The following is a 16,968-nucleotide window of genomic DNA, read 5'->3' as shown; positions in this document are numbered from 1 at the left end:
GTATGCCGTCCCGACGCGGGCCCCCGCGACCGGTCGCGGGGGCTCCGGTGGTCCGGCCACACCCCACCCCCCGTCCGGCCGGGGCCCGGCACCCGCTGCGGCACTCCCCGGCCCGGCGACGGTGGTCCGACCACCATCCGGCGGCCCAGTGGGGTGCCGGGTACACCTCGTGCCGCCGACGCCCAGACGAGACGGTGGAGATGCAGCTGGAGGGAGCTGCAAAACCGTAGGCAGGAGTGTCGTGAGTACATCCGTCGCAACCAAGAGCAGGACCCTTTTCGATCCACTGGGAATCCAGCACCGCACCGGGCACGTGCCGCACTCCGCGGCGTACCGGAACGCGGTGGCCGACGATGTCTACGACGAGCTCTGTGCCACGCTCTTCTCGGGTTTCCCCCGGCGGGACCAGCGGCTGAAGGCGGAGCAGTACCTCCGGGGGCTGCTGACCGCGCAGGGCCGCAAGTCCATCCGCAACATCGCGGCGCAGATCGGCGGGCCGGCCGCCGAGCAGAGCCTGCACCACTTCATCTCCAGCTCCACCTGGGACTGGCGGCCGATGCGGGCCGCGCTCGCCGGGTTCCTGGAGCAGAACAGCTGCCCGCAGGCGTGGGTGGTGCGGCCGATGCCGATACCCAAGGCCGGCGAGCACTCGGTGGGCGTGGACCGCCGGTTCGACCCCGAGCGCGGGCAGGTCTTCCGCGGCCAGCAGGCGTTCGGCGTGTGGTTCGCCGCCGAGGAACTGAGCGTTCCGGTCAACTGGCGGCTTTTCCTCCCCGATCCGTGGGTGAAGGACCGGACCCGGCGCGACCGGGCGGAGGTTCCGGAGGGTGCGGGCGAGGAGACGATGGAGGAGTGCGCGGTCGCGGCGGCGCTCGACACGGCACGCTGGCAGGACGTCACCCGCAAGCCGGTGCTGCTCGACATCCGGGGCGGCGCGGGGCGGGCGGCGCTGAACCGGCTGGCCGGCGCGGGTGTTCCGGTCGTCGCCCGGATCGGCGCCACGTGCAGGCTCGCGGTGGCGGACCGGGCGCTGCCCGGCTTCGGCGCAGGGCCGCTGCCGGCCCAGCAGATCCTGGAGTCGCTCAAGGGCCTGCGCCGCCCGGTGAGCTGGCTGGACACGGCGACCGGCGCGCGGACCTCGCGTACGTCGCTGGCGACGGTGGTACGGGTCGCGCTGCCGGCGCCCGCGGGGGAACGGATGCGTCCGCTGCTGCTGCTCGGCGAGTGGGACGACCCGCGGCGGCCCCCGGCCCGGCTCTGGATCACCGATCTGAACGGCTCGACGGTCGGCTCGCTGCTCCGGCTGACGAAGCTGGCCGGGCGGGTGGAGCGCGACTTCACCCAGGTCGGCGAGGGGGCGGGGCTGCGGGACTTCGTGGGCCGCTCGTTCCGCGGCTGGCACCGCCACATCACCCTGGCCTCGGCGGCCCACGCGGCGACGGTCCTGGCGACGGACTGGGACGCCGCGTACGGCTCCGCCGGCTGACACCGGCCGGGGCGGGGCGGCCACCGCGCCCCCGCCCCGGCCGGTCATGGAGCCTGACGTCTCCCACCCCGCCACGTCATGACGGCGGGGTCGCGGCTCTCGCGTCACGGCGTCGGCACGTCCCCGCCCGCCGCGTCACGACGGCGGGACCGACAACCCGGCCCGGCGCCCCGCGACGGCGGGGCCCTCGCGGCCCTCCCGTCACGGCCTCGGCACGTCCCCGCGTCACGACGGCGGTCGGGGTGTGTCCGGGGTCGGGCGGGTGGTGTCGGTGCCGCGTTGTTGGGCCAGGACGTCCCTGGTGCGCTGGAGGCGGAGGGCCAGCTGGACCTCCAGGACCTGGCCCGGCTTCTGCCACTCCGCGCCGAGGAGTTCGCCGATCCGCTCCAGCCGCCGCGAGACCGTGTTCGGATGGACGTGCAGCGCCTCCGCCGCGTTCGTCGGACTGCCGCCCGACGCGAAGTACGCCTCCAGCGTGCGCGTCAGATCGGTGAACCGTTCGGCGTCGTACTCCAGCACGGGACCGATCGCCGACTCGATGAAGCCGTCAACGTCGTGGTCGTCGGAGAGCAGCAGCCCCAGGAACCCCAGGTCCTGCACGGACGCCGCGGAACCCGATCCGCCCAGGGCGCTCATCGCGTCCAGGCAGCGCATGGCCTCCAGATACATCCGGCCCACCCCGTCCGGACTCCAGCCGGGACCCGCCGCGGCGACCGAGACCGGGTGGCCGAGGAGCGGGGCCAGCTCGCCGGAGACCGCGCGGGCGGCCGCCGAGGCGTCGAGCCCGGGCAGCAGCAGGACGAGGCAGCCGCCCTGCACCGTCTTCAGACCGGACATCCGGTACGCGTACGAGGACGCCCACACCACGGCCCGCCCCTGCTCCCCGCCCTCCGGCCGGGCCACCACCAGGACGTGCGGCTTGCGCAGATCGATGCCGAGGCGGCCGGCGCGCTGCACCAGCTGCTGCGGAGGGGCGTGCTGCGGGTCGGCGAGCAGGTCGTCGAGGAGCTCGTCGCGGACCGGGCCCTCGGCGACCGCCGTGGACCGCTGCATCAGGAGCAGGAACGCGACGGACTGCGCGGCCAGTTCGAGCAGTCGCTCGTCCTCGCCCGTGAGTCCCGTGTCCGCGCGCATCACCAGGACGCCGAGGTCCTCGGAGCCCGCGATGACGGGCGCGACCCAGGTGTTGTCGCCGGTCACGACGGGCCGGCGGCCGGCGTGCGCGTCCAACGACGCCTTCGCCACGGACTCCTCGTCCAGGCCCGGGATCTCGCCGCCGGAGGCGAGCCTGCGGCCGCCCGGATCGCGGATCATGACGGTCCCGTCGAGCGCGTCCCCCGCGGCCTTGGCGACGTTGCACAGGTCCCCGCCCGCCAGGACGAGGTTCATGATCCGGCTGTGCGCCTCGCTGACGTGCCGCATCCGGGTGAGGCTGGACCTGGCCCGGGAGCTGTCCAGCTCCAGTTCGGTGACCTCGGCGCGGGTCTGGTCGAGGAGACCGGCCTTCTCGATGGCGACGGCGGCGAGGTCGGCCAGTGAGGACATCAGTCCGATCTCGTCGGGGGTGTAGTGGCGGACCCTGCGGTCCGCCCCGTACAGCGCGCCGACGGTCGTGTCCCCGCTGCGCATCGGCAGGGCCATGACGGCGTGCAGTCCCTCGGCCCGGACGACCTCGTCGACCGATCGCGCGTGCGGGAAGCGGTCGTCCTCCAGGTAGTCGGAGGTCCAGGCCGGTTCGCCGTGGGCGTGGGCCTCGCCGCCGAGGTCGTGGCCGTCGAGGATGCGCAGGCCGTTGGTGAGACCGGTGTGGGAGCCCTCGGTGGTGTGGACGAACGAGGTCCCGTTGGTGTCGCGCAGGCTGACGTACGCCATGTCGAGGAACAGGAGCCGTTTGGCGCGGCGGGTGATGACCCGCAGCAGGCTGTCGAGGTCGTAGGGCAGCGTCAGGTCGCGGGCCGTGTCGACGAGGGCGGCGAGGCCGGCCTCGCGCTGCTCGCGGCGGTCGAAGGAGGAGGAGATACCGGTCGCGAGGTGGACGGCCCGTTCGAGCCGGGCCAGTTCGTCCGCCGGAGTGCCCGCGCCGCGGGCCTCGTGAAGGAGCGTCTCGTAGCGGCTGGGTGGGGCCTGTTGGGCCAGCAGCTCCAGAACCGTGAGCGCGTCGGTGCCCCCGCCGCCGTCCGCGCCGTGCTTGGACATGTCCCAACCCCCGTTGTTGAGAGAAACCGGGAGCCCCGGAGGGAACCCGTACCGCTGGCCGAAACTAATTCGGCTCCAGGAGAGGGTCAACGGTGACCTCGGCCACTTCGTTCCCGCCGCGTGAGCAGGGTGGGGAGATCACCGCCGGGCACGGTGAGCGGTGTCGTGGGACCACCTTCCGCCCGGGGGGATGGGCGGAAGGTGGTCGACCTGGGTGGGGAGTCGGGAAGGGCCCTCGCCTCACGCCCCCGGCGTGCGGAGCACCAGACGGGTGCCGTGCGGGCCCGTCGTCTCGATGCGGCGGTGGACCTCGGCGGCCTCGCTCAGCGGGCGGACCTCGATCTCGCGCGGACACAGCAGTCCCGCGGCGAGGAGGTGGTTGATCGCCTCGGCGGCCTCGGCCAGTTCGGCCGTGGTGGCGTGCGAGATGACGAAGCCCGCGATCGAGCCGTCCTTCATGTAGAGCTGCCCGGCGGGCAGGACGGGACGGCTGCGGGCGCCCGCGAGAAGCACGATGCGGCCCCGGCGGGCCAGCAGGTCCACGCTGTGCGCGAGGTCGTTGGTGCCGGAGGCGTCGAGGTAGGCGTCGACACCGTCCGGGGCCGCCTTGCGGATCAGCTCGTGCGCGGCGGGATCGGTGTAGTCGAAGACCTCCGAGGCGCCCAGCGAGGCGACGTACTCCGCGTCCCGCTGCCGCGCGGTGGCGATCACCCGCGCCCCCGCCCACACGGCGAGGGCGACCATCGCGCTGCCGACGTTGCCGGCCGCGCCCGCGACCACGACCGTCTCCCCGGCCCGTACGCGGCCGTGCGTGAACAGTCCGAGGTACGCGGTGGCCGCCGGGTGGACCACGGCGACGGCGGTCTCGGGGTCGACTCCGGCCGGGAGCCGGTAGAGGCGGTCGGCCGCGACCACGGCCTTCTCGGCCGCGGCGCCCTGACGCCCCTCGTGGCCCAGGCTGTTGCTCCACACCAGATCGCCGGTGGTGAATCCGGTGGCGCCCGCTCCGCTCTCCACGACCCGGCCGACGAGATCGCGGCCGATCACGAAAGGAAACGGCAACGGCGTGCTGAAGACTCCGGACCGTACGAATGTGTCGACCGGATTGACCGTGGTGGCCAGGACGTCGACCAGAACATCCGTGGGCCCGGGGCGTGGTTCGGCCAGTTCTCCGTAATGAATCGCTTCCGGCGGTCCGAGCTCTTCGATGTAGGCAGCGCGCATACCCGGATACTGGCAGGGCCGTTCCGTGATTTCTTCCGCGCGCCCCATGGTGTGTCAACTCGGCCGGATCGTGCGGCATTACGGCCCTAGGCTGACGTTCATGGAATTGACAATGACCGATCTCGCTCCGGACGACCCCGTGTTCGATGCCGACGTCGGCTCCCTGATCCGGGCCCTGCGCCCCGGCCTGGACGCGGACGGCTTCCTGGAGTTCGCGACGGCCGCCCACCGGCAGGGCCTGGTCTTCACCGCCGCGCGCGACGCCACCGGGCGCTGCCTCGGTGTGGCCTCGCACCGCGTACTGGCCACCAGCCGGGGCAGGTTGCTCTTCGTCGACGACCTCGTCACCGATCCCGCCGCCCGCTCGGCCGGGGTGGGGGCGCGCCTTCTCGACGAACTGCGGGAGCGGGGCCGGCGGTCCGGCTGCGTACGGATGGAACTCGACACGGGCACGGTCAACCACGGCGCACAACGCTTCTACCACGCACAGCGGATGAACATCGTGGCCCTCCACTTCGCACAGGAGTTGGGGACCGGACTTGACGTACCCTGATTGGCTTCGTTGACCATCTCCCCAGGTGCTCAGCAGTATCCCCTTCCGAGAACGGCGAAATAGCTCCGTCCATTCTCCGTCCGCCCTTCTTCACCCGCGCATTCCTGCGGGAGCGGCCCGAATTCGCCTTGCCGACCTCTGCCGATCACTGCTGATCTCTGCCGAACTCGGCATTTCTACTGACGAAAGCCTGGGGACATGCTGCTGCAGCGCATTGGAAACCGTGGAATCCGGCTGGGCACGCTGTTCGAGCGAGCGGCGTCCCGGCATCCGGCGAACGTGGTGATCCTCGACCACGACCTCGACATCGCGCCCGACCTCGGCCGACGCACCACGGTCGCGGAGATCGCCGACCTGATCGACGACTTCGCGTCCCGGCTGTGGGCGGCGAAGGTACGCCCCGGGGAGCGGGTCGTCGTATACAAGTCCGACGGCTTCGACATCACGCTGCTGTCCTGTGCCATCGCCCGCATCGGGGCCGTACCGGTGCTTCTGTCGCCGAAGCTGGACGGCGCGACCGCCGCGGAGCTGGTGCGGCGCACGGACCGGCCGTTCCTGCTGACCGACGCGGCGAAGCTGGAGAAGGAGCTGCCGCCGGAGGTCTTCGAGCTCGCCGGGAAGGTGCTGCTGGCCTCCGGCAGCCACGAGGGCGCGACGGAGCTGGCCGGCCTCGCGGGCGTGGCACGGGTCCCCGCCGTGACGATGCCGCCCGAGCACCCGACCCTGATCACGCACACCTCGGGCACGACCGGCACCCCGAAGCTCGCCGTGCACACCGGCCGTACGCTGCAGGCCCGTTACCGGCCGCAGATCTCCGCCGTCGCGCCGCTGATCCGCGGCCGCGAGACGATCGCGATGCATGTGTCGTTCGTGCACTCGCGGCTCTTCACCGCGCTCGCGATCTCCCTCTTCCGGGGCTTCCCGATCATCGTGCTCGCCGACCCGGACGCCAAGCAGGCCGCCGACCTGTTCGCGCGGCTGAAGCCCGGCATCCTGGAGGCGCACCCCAACTCCTTCATGGAGTGGGAGGAGCTGGCGAGCGACCCGCGCGAGCCGCTGTCCAACGTGAAGCTGTTCTCCTCCACCTTCGACGCGATCCACCCGCGGACCGTGCACACCCTGCTGCGCGCCACGAAGCGGCGCGCGCCGCTCTTCGGCCAGCTGTACGGGCAGAGCGAGGTCGGCCCCGCCGTGGTCCGCGCCTTCACCCGGCGCCGCTCGCTCGACGACGACGGACGCTGTGTCGGCCGCCCCTTCCCGGGCATGACGGACGTGCGGGTGGTCGGCCGGGACGGCAAGGAGCCCTCGCCGGAGAACCCGGGCTACATCGAGGTGCGCAGCGACGGCCGGATCGTCACCTACCTCGGCGAGCAGGAGCGGTACGACCAGCAGGTGTCCGCGGACGGCTGGTGGCGGATGGGCGATGTCGGCTACCGCACCAAGTGGGGCTGTGTGCATCTGCTCGACCGGGAGGTCGACCTGATCGAGGGCTTCGGCTCCACGCTCGCCGCCGAGGACACGCTCTTCGGGAAGCTGCCGGAGCTGGCCGAGGTCATCATCATCCCCGGCACCGACGGCCGGGCCGTCCCGGTGGTGTGCACCAAGGACGACCGCCCGCTGGACCCGGCGGCCTGGAAGGCGGCGGCGGCCACGCTGCCGCCGATGGCGGAGCCGGTCCAGTGGCGGCTCGGCGAGCTGCCGCAGACCGCCACCACCAAGATCAAGCGGCTCGAACTGGCGAAGCTGCTCGCCGCCGGCACCGCGACGACCACCGGGGAGCGCGCATGAACGACACGCATGCGGAGTACTGCATCGTCGGCGCCGGACCGCGCGGCCTGTCGGTCCTGGAGCGGATCTGCGCCAACGAGCGCATCGCGCCCACCCACCGGACCCTGACCCTCCATGTCGTCGACCCGGCGGCCCCGGGCGCGGGGGCGGTGTGGCGGACGGAGCAGTCGCGGCATCTGCTGATGAACACGGTCGCCTCGCAGGTGACCGTGTACACCGACGACAGCGCCCGGATCGACGGCCCCGTCGAGCCCGGTCCCAGCCTCTACGAGTGGGCGCAGGAGCTCGCGGCGCTCGCCGTGCTCACGCAGGACGGCACGGGCGCGCAGAGCGCGGGCACCGACGGATACGACGAGGCGACCCTGGAGGAGGCACGCCGGCTCGGCCCGGACTCGTACCCCTCGCGGGCCTTCTACGGCCGGTATCTGCACGACTCCTTCCAGCGGGTGGTGGCCCGCGCGCCCGGTCACGTCACGGTGCGGCTGCACCGGTCGCGGGCGGTCGCGATGGCCGACACCCACGGGGTGCCGGGCGGCCCGCAGGGCGTACGGCTCGAGGACGGCACCCGGCTCAACCACCTCGACGGTGTGGTTCTCGCGCAGGGCCATGTGCCGGCCCGGCTGACGGCCCGCGAGGCCCGTACGGCGAGCCTGGCCCGGATCCACAACCTGCGCTACATCACGCCCGCCAACCCGGCGGACCTGGACCTGAGCGGCATCGAGCCGGGCGAGCACGTGCTGCTGCGCGGCCTCGGGCTGAACTTCTTCGACCACATGGCGCTGTTCACGGCCGGGCGGGGCGGGGTCTTCGAGCGGCGCGACGGCCGTCTGGTGTACCGCGCGTCGGGGCGGGAGCCGAAGCTGTTCGCGTCCTCCCGGCGCGGGGTGCCGTACCACGCGCGCGGTGAGAACCAGAAGGGTGCGTACGGGCGGTATCTGCCGCAGCTGCTGACCCCGGAGTTCATCGCCCGGCTGCGGGCCCGGAACGTCGACGGGGAGCGGGTGAACTTCGCGCAGGACCTGTGGCCGGTGATCTCGCGGGAGGTGGAGAGCGTCTATTACGGCACGCTCCTGGACTCCCTGGGGCGCGGCGCCGAGCGCGAGGAGTTCACCATCCGGTACCTGGCCGCGGCCGAGGAGTCCGGCAGGGCGGCGCTGGTGGCCTCGTACGGCTTCGAGAAGCCCCGCCGCTGGGACTGGGAGAAGCTGTCGCGCCCGTACGGGGAGCGGGAGTTCACCGGCCGGGACGACTTCCGGGCGTGGCTCGTCGGCCATCTGGAGCAGGACGTGGTGGAGGCGCGGGCGGGCAATGTGGACGGCCCGCTCAAGGCGGCGCTGGACGTGCTGCGGGACCTGCGCAACGAGGTCCGCCTCGCCGTCGACCACGGCGGCCTGGAGGGCAACTCGCACCGGGACGACCTGGAGGGCTGGTACACCCCGCTCAACGGCTTCCTGTCGATCGGCCCGCCGGCCTCCCGTATCGAGGAGATGATCGCGCTGATCGAGGCGGGAGTCCTGGAGGTCACGGGACCGGGCACGCAGATCCGGCTCGACGCGGCGGCGCCGTCGTTCGTGGCCGCGTCGGACACGGTGCCGGGGCCGCCGGTGCGGGCGGCGGTGCTGATCGAGGCGCGGCTGCCGGAGCCGGACGTGCGGCGCACCCAGGACCCGCTGCTGCTGCACCTGCTCGACACCGACCAGGCGGCGCCGTACCGGATCCCCGGTTCCTGCGGGACGAGTTACGAGACCGGGGGCCTGGCCGTCACCGAGCGGCCGTACCGGGTGGTGGACGGCCGCGGCCGGCCGCACCCGCGCCGGTTCGCGTACGGCGTGCCGACGGAGTCCGTGCACTGGGTGACCGCGGCCGGGATCCGGCCGGGCGTCGACTCGGTGACCCTCGGCGACTCGGACGCGATCGCGCGGGCGCTGTGCGCGCTGCCGCCGACCGCGCAGGTGCCGGCGGGGGTGCGGCCGGTGACGCGGGAGGCCGCGACGGAGCTCGCCGGGGTGATCGTGTGAGCGGGCGTGGCGACGGGGCGTCCTGGCGCGCCGGGGTGATCGTGTGACCCGGTCCTACGACGACGCGGGGCTGCTTTCGCCCGTGCGGGCCGGAACGCCGGTGGAGGCGGCGGTCGGCGACCGGGCGTGGCTGCAGGCCATGCTGGATTCGGAGGCGGCGCTGGTCCGGGCGCAGGCGCGGCTGGGCACGGTCCCGGAGTGGGCGGCGCGGGCCGTCTCCAACGCGGCTCGGGCGGAGCGCCTGGACGTCCGCGCCCTGGCCCTCGCGGCCCGCGAGACCGCGAACCCGGTGGTCGGCCTGGTGCAGGCGCTGACGCGGGTGGTCGCGGCACAGGACCCGGCGGCGGCGGAGTACGTCCACCGGGGTTCGACGAGCCAGGACATCTTCGACACCGGCACGATGCTGGTCGCGGACCGTGCCCTGCGGCTGATTCGCGCGGACCTGTCCCGTACGGCGGCGGCACTGGCCGCACTCGCCGAACGCCACCGCGACACCCTGATCGCCGGCCGCACCCTGACTCTTCACGCGGTCCCGACGACCTTCGGCCTCAAGGCCGCGGGCTGGCACACCCTGCTCCTCTCGGCCGACGACCGCCTGGCCCGCGTCCAGGAGACCCTCCCGGTCTCCCTGGGCGGCGCGGCGGGAACGCTGGCGGGGTACGTGGAGTACGCCCGGCTGGCGGCGGACGAGGGACCGCGGGACTCCGCCGGTGCCGCGGGTCCGGTGCCGGGTGGCGGCCACGGCGGCCCGACGGAGCCCGCCGAGGCGTCGGCCGACGGTGCGCGCCCGGCGGGCCGGGTTCCGGGCGGCGGGGCCGGTGAGGCCGGCACGGTGCCGGACGGGCGGGCTCTCGGCGGGTTCGACGTCGGCGCCTATCACGAGCGGCTCGTCGAGGCGTTCGCCGAGGAGACCGGGCTCCGGACGGCCCTGGTGCCGTGGCACGCGCTGCGGGCGCCCGTCGCCGATCTGGCGTTCGCGCTCGCGTTCGCCACGGGGGCGCTCGGGAAGGTCGCGATCGACGTGCAGTCGCTCGCACGGACCGAGGTCGGCGAGGTCGCCGAGCCGTCGGGCGGGGCAGGGCGCGGGGCGTCGTCGGCGATGCCCCACAAGCGCAACCCGGTGCTGGCCACGCTCGTCCGGTCCGCCGCGCTCCAGGTGCCCGCGCTCGCGGGTGCGTTGGCGCAGTGCCTCGTCGCCGAGGACGAGCGGTCGGCCGGGGTCTGGCATGCCGAATGGCAACTGCTGCGGGAGTGCCTGCGGCTGACCGGCGGCGCCGCGCACACGGCCGTCGAGCTGGTGGAGGGCCTGGAGGTGCGGGCCGAGCGGATGCGGGAGAACGTCGCGCTCACCGGCAGCCGGATCGTCTCCGAGCGGATCGCGACCGTGCTGGCTCCCCGCCTCGGGAAGGCCGCCGCGAAGGAGCTGCTCACGTGGGCGTCGGTGACGGCGGACCGGGACGGCCGTCCGCTGCCCGAGGTCCTCGCGGACTCCCCGGAGCTCGCCGGCGTCATGGACCGGGCCGAGGTGGACGCGCTGTGCGACCCGGCCGCCTACACGGGCGCGGCGGGCCCCCTGGTGGACCGGGCGCTGAAGGGCGCGTCGTGAGCACCGCCGGCCCCCGGCCCGGGCTCGGGTCCGGGCCGGGGCCCGAGTCGCCACCGCCGCGGACGGAGCCGTCCCCGGCCCCGTCCCGCCCCGGTCCCCGTTCCCGGTGGATCGAGGACTGGGACCCCGAGGACGTCCGGTTCTGGGAGGCCCGGGGGAAGCGGATCGCACGGCGGAATCTCGTACTGTCCGTCGCCTCCGAGCACATCGGCTTCTCCGTCTGGAGCATGTGGTCGGTCCTCGTCCTGTTCATGTCCCCCCGTATCGGGCTGCCGTTCACGCCCGGCGAGAAGTTCCTCCTCGTCGTCACCCCCACCCTCGTCGGCGCGGCGCTGAGGCTCCCGTACAGCCATGCCGTCACCCGCTTCGGCGGCCGCGACTGGACCGTGTTCGCGACCGCCGTCCTGCTCGTGCCCGCCTCCGCCGCCGCGTACTTCGTGCAGCGGCCGGGCACGCCCCTGTGGGTGTTCCTCGTCATCGGCGCGCTCGGCGGCGTCGGCGGCGGCAACTTCGCCTCCTCGATGACGAACATCACCGCCTTCTTCCCGCAGCGCCACCAGGGCTGGGCCCTCGGGCTCAACGCGGGCGGCGGCAACCTCGGGGTCGCCGTCGTCCAGCTCCTCGGGCTGCTCGTCATCGCCACCGTGGGCGACACCCACCCCGCCTACGTCGCCGCGTTCTACCTCCCGCTGATCGTCGCCGTCGCGCTCCTCGCCGCCCTGCGGATGGACAACCTGGCGCCGGTGCGGAGCGAGAAGGGCTCCCAGCGCGACGCCCTGCGCACCCCGCACACATGGTGGATCTCGCTGCTCTACATCGGCACGTTCGGCTCGTTCATCGGGTACGGCTTCGCCTTCGGCCTGGTCCTGCAGACCCAGTTCGGCTCCAGTCCGCTGGAGGCGGCGTCGTACACGTTCCTCGGTCCGCTGCTCGGTTCGTTCGCCCGCCCCTTCGGCGGGCGGCTCGCGGACCGCTGGGGCGGGGCCCTGGTGACCGCGTGGACGTTCGTGGCGATGGCGGCGGGGACCGGCGGACTGCTCCTCGCCTCGGCGCAGGGGTCGTTCGGGCTCTTCGTCGGCGGCTTCACCGTCCTGTTCGTGCTCACGGGGATCGGGAACGGCTCCACGTACAAGATGATCCCGGCCGTCTTCGCCGAGCGGGCGGGCCGTGAGGTCACCGAGGGCGCCGACGCCACGGCGGCGTTCGCCCGCGCGCGGCGCCTCTCCGGGGCCGTCATCGGGATCGCGGGCGCCGTCGGCGCGCTCGGCGGCGTCGCGGTGAACCTGGCCTTCCGGGCGGCGTACGGCTCCGAGGGCGGCAGCGGCGCCCCCGCCTTCCTCGCCTTCCTCGGCTTCTACGCGCTGTGCGTGGCGGTCACCTGGGCGGTCTATCTGCGCCCCGCCGCCCGCACCCGCCGGCCACTCGCGGCCCCGCCCGTACACCGTGGAGTCACCCGTGTCTGACCACGGCTCCCGCTCCCGAACCGTCCATACGCACTGCCCGTACTGCGCGTTGCAGTGCGGTACGAGGCTCAGCCGCGCCCTCGGCGAGGTGTCCGTCACCCCGTCGGCCTTCCCGGTCAACCAGGGCGGTCTGTGCCAGAAGGGCTGGACCGCGCCGGACGTGCTGACCGCGGCCGACCGTCTGCGGGAGCCGCTGGTGCGCGGCGGGGACGGACGACTCGCCCCGGCCGGCTGGGACGCCGCCCTCGACCTGGTCGCGGGGCGACTGCGGGCCATCCGGCGGGAGCACGGCCCGGACGCGGTCGGCGTCTTCGGCGGTGGCGGGCTCACCAACGAGAAGGCGTATCTGCTGGGCAAGTTCGCCCGGCTCGCGCTGCGCACCAGCCGGATCGACTACAACGGCCGCTTCTGCATGTCCTCGGCCGCCGCCGCCTCCAACGCCGCCTTCGGCGTCGACCGGGGTCTGCCGTTCCCGGTCACCGATCTCGGGCGCGCCGACGTGGTGCTGCTCGCGGGGGCGAATCCGGCCGAGACGATGCCGCCGCTGATGCGCCATCTGGACCGGGCCGCGCTGATCGTCCTCGACCCGCGCCGCACCCCCACCGCCGAGCGGGCCGCACTGCATCTTCGGCCGGCCCCCGGCACCGACCTCGCCCTGGCGCTCGGCCTGCTGCAGCTGGCGGTGCTCGACGGACGGCTCGACCACACCTTCGTCCGGGAGCGGACGAACGGCTTCGAGGCGGCCTGGCAGCGGGCGCTGCCCTGGACGCCCGAGCGGACCGAGCGGGTGACCGGGGTGCCGGTCGCGGACCAGCGGGAGGCGGTGCGGCTGCTCGCCGACGCCCGACGGGCCTACGTCCTGACCGGGCGGGGCGCCGAACAGCACAGCAAGGGCGCCGACACGGTCTCCGCGTTCGTCAATCTGGCGCTCGCCCTGGGGCTCCCGGGCCGGGAGGGCAGCGGCTACGGCTGTCTGACCGGCCAGGGCAACGGACAGGGCGGGCGGGAACTGGGCCAGAAGGCGGACCAGCTGCCCGGCTACCGGATGATCACGGACCCGGCGGCGCGTGAGCATGTGGCCGGGGTGTGGGGCGTGGACTCCGCCTCGCTTCCGGGGCCGGGACCCAGCGCCTACGAACTCCTCGACTCGCTGGGGACGCCCCACGGTCCGCGCGCCCTGCTCGTGTTCGGCTCGAACCCGGTGGTCTCCGCCCCGCACGCCGGACACGTCACCGAGCGGCTCGCCGCGCTCGACCTGCTGGTGGTGGCGGACTTCGTCCCCTCCGAGACCGCGCGGATGGCGGACGTCGTCCTGCCGGTGACCCAATGGGCCGAGGAGGAGGGCACGTTGACCAATCTGGAGGGGCGGGTGCTGCGCCGAAGGGCGCTGCTCGAACCGCCTCCGGGGGTGCGGAGCGACCTGGAACTGCTGCGCGGGCTCGCGGTACGCCTCGGGGAACCGGCCGAGCGGTATCCCGCCCGCCCGCGCGAGGTCTTCGAGGAGCTGCGGCGCGCGACGGAGGGTGGCCGGGCGGACTACTCCGGGGTGAGCTACGAACGGCTCGACGCGGGCGAGGCGCTGCACTGGCCGTGCCCCGCGGTGCCGTCGGGGCCCGCGCATCCGGGCACGCCCCGACTCTTCCTGGACGGTTTCGCGCATCCCGACGGGCGGGCCCGCTTCCTGCCGGTCGAGCACCGCGACTCCGCCGAACTGCCCGACTCCGAACTGCCGTTGTACGCGACGACCGGCAGGGTTCTGGCCCACTACCAGTCGGGGGCGCAGACCCGGCGGGTACCGCGCCTCAACGAGGCCGAGCCCGATCCGTACGTGGAGATCCACCCCGACGCGGCCCGGCGGGCCGGTGTGGCGGCGGGCGAGCTCGCCCGGGTGGTGTCGGCGCGGGGCTCGGTGGTGGCGCGGGTGCGTCTGGTGGAGAGCCTGCGGACGGACACGGTATTCCTGCCGTTCCATTTCCCGGGCGACGGGCGGGCGAACCTGCTCACCGGCGGGGCGCTCGACCCGCGGAGCGGGATGCCGGAGTTCAAGGTGAGCGCGGTACGGGTCGAGCCGGTACGGACTCCGGTGGGCGCCGACGACGCCGTACGGGCTCCGGTGACCGCGTGAACGGGCGGATCCTGGTCGTCGGCAACGGCCTCGCCGCGCATCGGCTCACCGCCCGTCTCGCGGCCCTCGGGCACGGGGGTCCTGTCACCGTGCTGGGCGACGAGCCGCACCCCGCGTACCAGCGCACCCTGCTCGGTCCGGTCCTGGCCGGCAGCCTGCCACCGGGCGCGCTGACCCTGCCGCCGCCACCGTCGGGGGTACGGGTACGGACGGGCCTGCGGGCCCTCGCGATCGACCGGGAGCGGCGGACCGTGCGATGCGCCGACGGCACCCGCCTGGGCTACGACACGCTGGTCCTGGCGACCGGCGCGCGGCCGGCCGGCGATGTGCACACCCTCGCCGACTGCACCCGCCCGGTGCGCGGCAAGGTGGCCGTGGTGGGCGGAGGCGTCCTGGGCGTGGAGACGGCGACGGCGCTGCGCAGGCGCGGCCACCGCGTGGTCCTGGCGCACTGCGGCCCGTATCCGATGCACCACCATCTGGACGAGTTCTCCGGGCAGTTGGTCGCCGCGCGGCTCGAGGCATGGGGCATCGAGCTGCGGCTGGGCGCCTACGTCCCGGCGGACGACACACTCGGCGCGGACACCGTCCTGCGGTGCACCGGCACCGCTCCGGAGACCACGCTGGCCGAGCGGGCCGGTCTGACGGTCCGGCGCGGCGTCGTCGTCGACGACCGGTTGCGCACCAGCGACCCCGCGATCCGGGCGATCGGCGCATGCACGCAGACCCCGGACCCGGCGAGCGCCGCGGACCTGGCGGGCGCCCTGGCGCAGGCGGAGACCCTGGCCGCCCTTCTGACGGGCGGCGACGCCTCGTACGCCCCCGCTCCTCCGTTCGTCCGGCCGCGCGTCCCGGGCCTGGACGTCCTGTGCCTGGGGCCGCGCGGGTGGGCGGCGGGGCGGGCCGGGAGCGACGAGGTCGTGACGTTCTCCGACCCCGCTCGGGGGCGGTACGCGCGGATCGAGATCACGGAGCAGAAGGTGGTACGGGCCGTGCTGGTCGGATTGCCCGAAGGAATCGCGGCCGTCGGCCAGTTGTACGACCGGGGACGCCCCGTGCCCGCCGACCGGCTCGCCCTCCTGCTCGGCCCGCAGGCCGGGGCCGGGCCCGGGGGCCCGGGGGCCGACCCCGCCGCGCTGGCCGACGAGGCCGTGCTCTGCCACTGCAACAACGTCAGCAAGGGGGCCGTCGTGCGGGCCTGGCAGGACGGCGCGCGGGACGTCGGGGCGGTGGCCGCGGCGACCCGGGCGACCACCGGCTGCGGCGGCTGCGCCGACGCGGTCCGCGCGGTGTGCGCCGCGCTGCGCGTCCCGGAGGGCGTCGCATGAGCCGCCGGACGCTGGTCGTCGCCGGCTACGGACCCGTCGGGCACCGGCTCGTCACGGAGCTGCGCACCCTGGACCGGACCGACGGATGGCAGGTGGTCGTGCTCGGGGAGGAGCCGCGCGGCGCCTACGACAGGGTCGCGCTCTCCTCCCTCGTCTCCGGCCCGACGCCCGCCGATCTCGCGCTGCCCGCCCCCGACTCGCTGGTGGACGTGCGCCTTTCCACGACCGTGACCGGGATCGACCGGGAGCGGCGGACCGTGCGATGCGCCGAGGGGAGGCGCCTCGGCTACGACGCGCTGGTCCTGGCCACCGGGTCCCGGCCCTTCGTGCCGCCCGTCCCCGGCCACGACCTGCCGCACTGCTTCACGTACCGCACCGTCGAGGACATCGACGCGATCCGCGCCGCCGCCCGCGCCGGCCGCCCCGGTGTCGTCATCGGCGGCGGGCTGCTCGGTCTGGAGGCCGCCGACGCGCTGCGGCACCTCGGGATGCGCCCGCACGTCGTGGAGGCGGCCCCGCGCCTCATGCCGCTCCAGGTGGACGCGGCCGGCGGCGGGCTCCTCGCCGCGCTGGTGCGCGACCTCGGTGTCGAGGTGCACTGCGGGGCGACGACCGTGTCCGTGGAGGCGGACCGGGTGCGGCTCGCGGACGGTACGGAGATCGAGGCCGACCTCGTCGTCTTCTCCGCCGGGATCCGGCCGCGTGACGAGCTCGCCGCGGCCGCGGGCCTGGCGACCGGCGAACGGGGCGGGTTCCTCGTGGACGACCGGCTGCGGACCGCGGACGGGAGGATCTGGGCGGTCGGCGAGTGCGCCGCCGTCGAGGGCCGCTGCCACGGGCTCGTCGCCCCCGGCCTGCGGATGGCCGCGTCCGTGGCCCGCCAGCTCCTCGGCCTCGGCCACACGCCGTTCACGGACACCGTCCGGCCGACGCGGCTGAAGCTGCTGGGCATCGGGGTCTCGGGCTTCGGCGACATCCATGCCCGTACCGAGGGGGCCATCGAGTTCACCGAGGCCGACCGGGCCGGCGGCCGCTACCGGAAGCTGGTGCTCGCGCCGGACGGACGGACCCTGCTGGGCCGGGTCGAGGTCGGCGCGGCGCTCCCCTGAACCACCCGGGGCCGGTGGCTTCCCGAGCCGGGCCGGAGCGGCACGACGCGGCGCCGCCGGGATCTCCGGCGG

Annotated in this window: 11 protein-coding genes; 9 read left to right on the top strand and 2 right to left on the bottom strand. The window is 74.4% G+C overall.

The window, feature by feature from the left end:
* Nucleotides 1-241: 241 nt before the first annotated feature.
* Nucleotides 242-1,486 (top strand): IS701 family transposase, encoded by a 1,245-nt coding sequence (locus ACFQ7Q_RS30765; RefSeq protein ID WP_383560817.1) that lies wholly within the window; start codon nucleotides 242-244, stop codon nucleotides 1,484-1,486.
* A gap of 225 nt (nucleotides 1,487-1,711) precedes the next feature.
* Here ACFQ7Q_RS30765 and ACFQ7Q_RS30760 read toward each other — a convergent pair whose 3' ends face one another.
* Together ACFQ7Q_RS30760 and ACFQ7Q_RS30755 are read right to left on the bottom strand one after the other, a co-directional pair.
* Nucleotides 1,712-3,682, bottom strand: coding sequence for a helix-turn-helix domain-containing protein (locus ACFQ7Q_RS30760; RefSeq protein WP_383560814.1), 1,971 nt, complete (start codon nucleotides 3,680-3,682; stop codon nucleotides 1,712-1,714).
* A gap of 240 nt (nucleotides 3,683-3,922) precedes the next feature.
* On the bottom strand, nucleotides 3,923-4,906 hold the full coding sequence (locus ACFQ7Q_RS30755; RefSeq protein ID WP_383560811.1) for an NADPH:quinone reductase: 984 nt from the start codon (nucleotides 4,904-4,906) through the stop codon (nucleotides 3,923-3,925).
* A gap of 100 nt (nucleotides 4,907-5,006) precedes the next feature.
* On the opposite strand from ACFQ7Q_RS30755, the gene ACFQ7Q_RS30750 reads away from it, so the two are divergent.
* The 8 genes from ACFQ7Q_RS30750 (at nucleotide 5,007) to ACFQ7Q_RS30715 (ending at nucleotide 16,896) form a co-directional block, all read left to right on the top strand.
* On the top strand, nucleotides 5,007-5,459 hold the full coding sequence (locus ACFQ7Q_RS30750; RefSeq protein ID WP_383560808.1) for a GNAT family N-acetyltransferase: 453 nt from the start codon (nucleotides 5,007-5,009) through the stop codon (nucleotides 5,457-5,459).
* Between the two features lie 198 nt (nucleotides 5,460-5,657).
* The gene (locus ACFQ7Q_RS30745) at nucleotides 5,658-7,247 is read left to right on the top strand and encodes a class I adenylate-forming enzyme family protein (RefSeq protein ID WP_383560805.1); all 1,590 of its coding nucleotides are present in this window, start codon (nucleotides 5,658-5,660) and stop codon (nucleotides 7,245-7,247) included.
* Nucleotides 7,244-9,265 (top strand): FAD/NAD(P)-binding protein, encoded by a 2,022-nt coding sequence (locus ACFQ7Q_RS30740; protein ID WP_383560803.1) that lies wholly within the window; start codon nucleotides 7,244-7,246, stop codon nucleotides 9,263-9,265. Before ACFQ7Q_RS30745 ends, ACFQ7Q_RS30740 begins: the two co-directional genes overlap by 4 nt.
* A gap of 43 nt (nucleotides 9,266-9,308) precedes the next feature.
* The gene (locus ACFQ7Q_RS30735; RefSeq protein WP_383560800.1) at nucleotides 9,309-10,871 is read left to right on the top strand and encodes a lyase family protein; all 1,563 of its coding nucleotides are present in this window, start codon (nucleotides 9,309-9,311) and stop codon (nucleotides 10,869-10,871) included.
* 110 nt (nucleotides 10,872-10,981) lie between these two features.
* The gene (locus ACFQ7Q_RS30730; RefSeq protein ID WP_383560838.1) at nucleotides 10,982-12,334 is read left to right on the top strand and encodes an MFS transporter; all 1,353 of its coding nucleotides are present in this window, start codon (nucleotides 10,982-10,984) and stop codon (nucleotides 12,332-12,334) included.
* A complete protein-coding gene (locus tag ACFQ7Q_RS30725; RefSeq protein WP_383560797.1) occupies nucleotides 12,327-14,459 on the top strand; it encodes a molybdopterin oxidoreductase family protein in 2,133 nt (710 codons plus the stop codon). The genes ACFQ7Q_RS30730 and ACFQ7Q_RS30725 overlap by 8 nt, the downstream gene beginning before the upstream one ends.
* Nucleotides 14,456-15,787, top strand: a complete 1,332-nt coding sequence (locus ACFQ7Q_RS30720) for an FAD-dependent oxidoreductase (RefSeq protein WP_383560795.1) — start codon at nucleotides 14,456-14,458, stop codon at nucleotides 15,785-15,787. Before ACFQ7Q_RS30725 ends, ACFQ7Q_RS30720 begins: the two co-directional genes overlap by 4 nt.
* Nucleotides 15,784-16,896, top strand: coding sequence for an NAD(P)/FAD-dependent oxidoreductase (locus tag ACFQ7Q_RS30715; protein ID WP_383560792.1), 1,113 nt, complete (start codon nucleotides 15,784-15,786; stop codon nucleotides 16,894-16,896). Before ACFQ7Q_RS30720 ends, ACFQ7Q_RS30715 begins: the two co-directional genes overlap by 4 nt.
* Nucleotides 16,897-16,968 lie beyond the last annotated feature (72 nt).

This window comes from Streptomyces sp. NPDC056527 (assembly GCF_042794475.1).
GTDB lineage: Bacteria > Actinomycetota > Actinomycetes > Streptomycetales > Streptomycetaceae > Streptomyces.
Note: the sequence above shows the minus strand (reverse complement) of the source record. Positions and strands in the feature narration are given on the sequence as shown.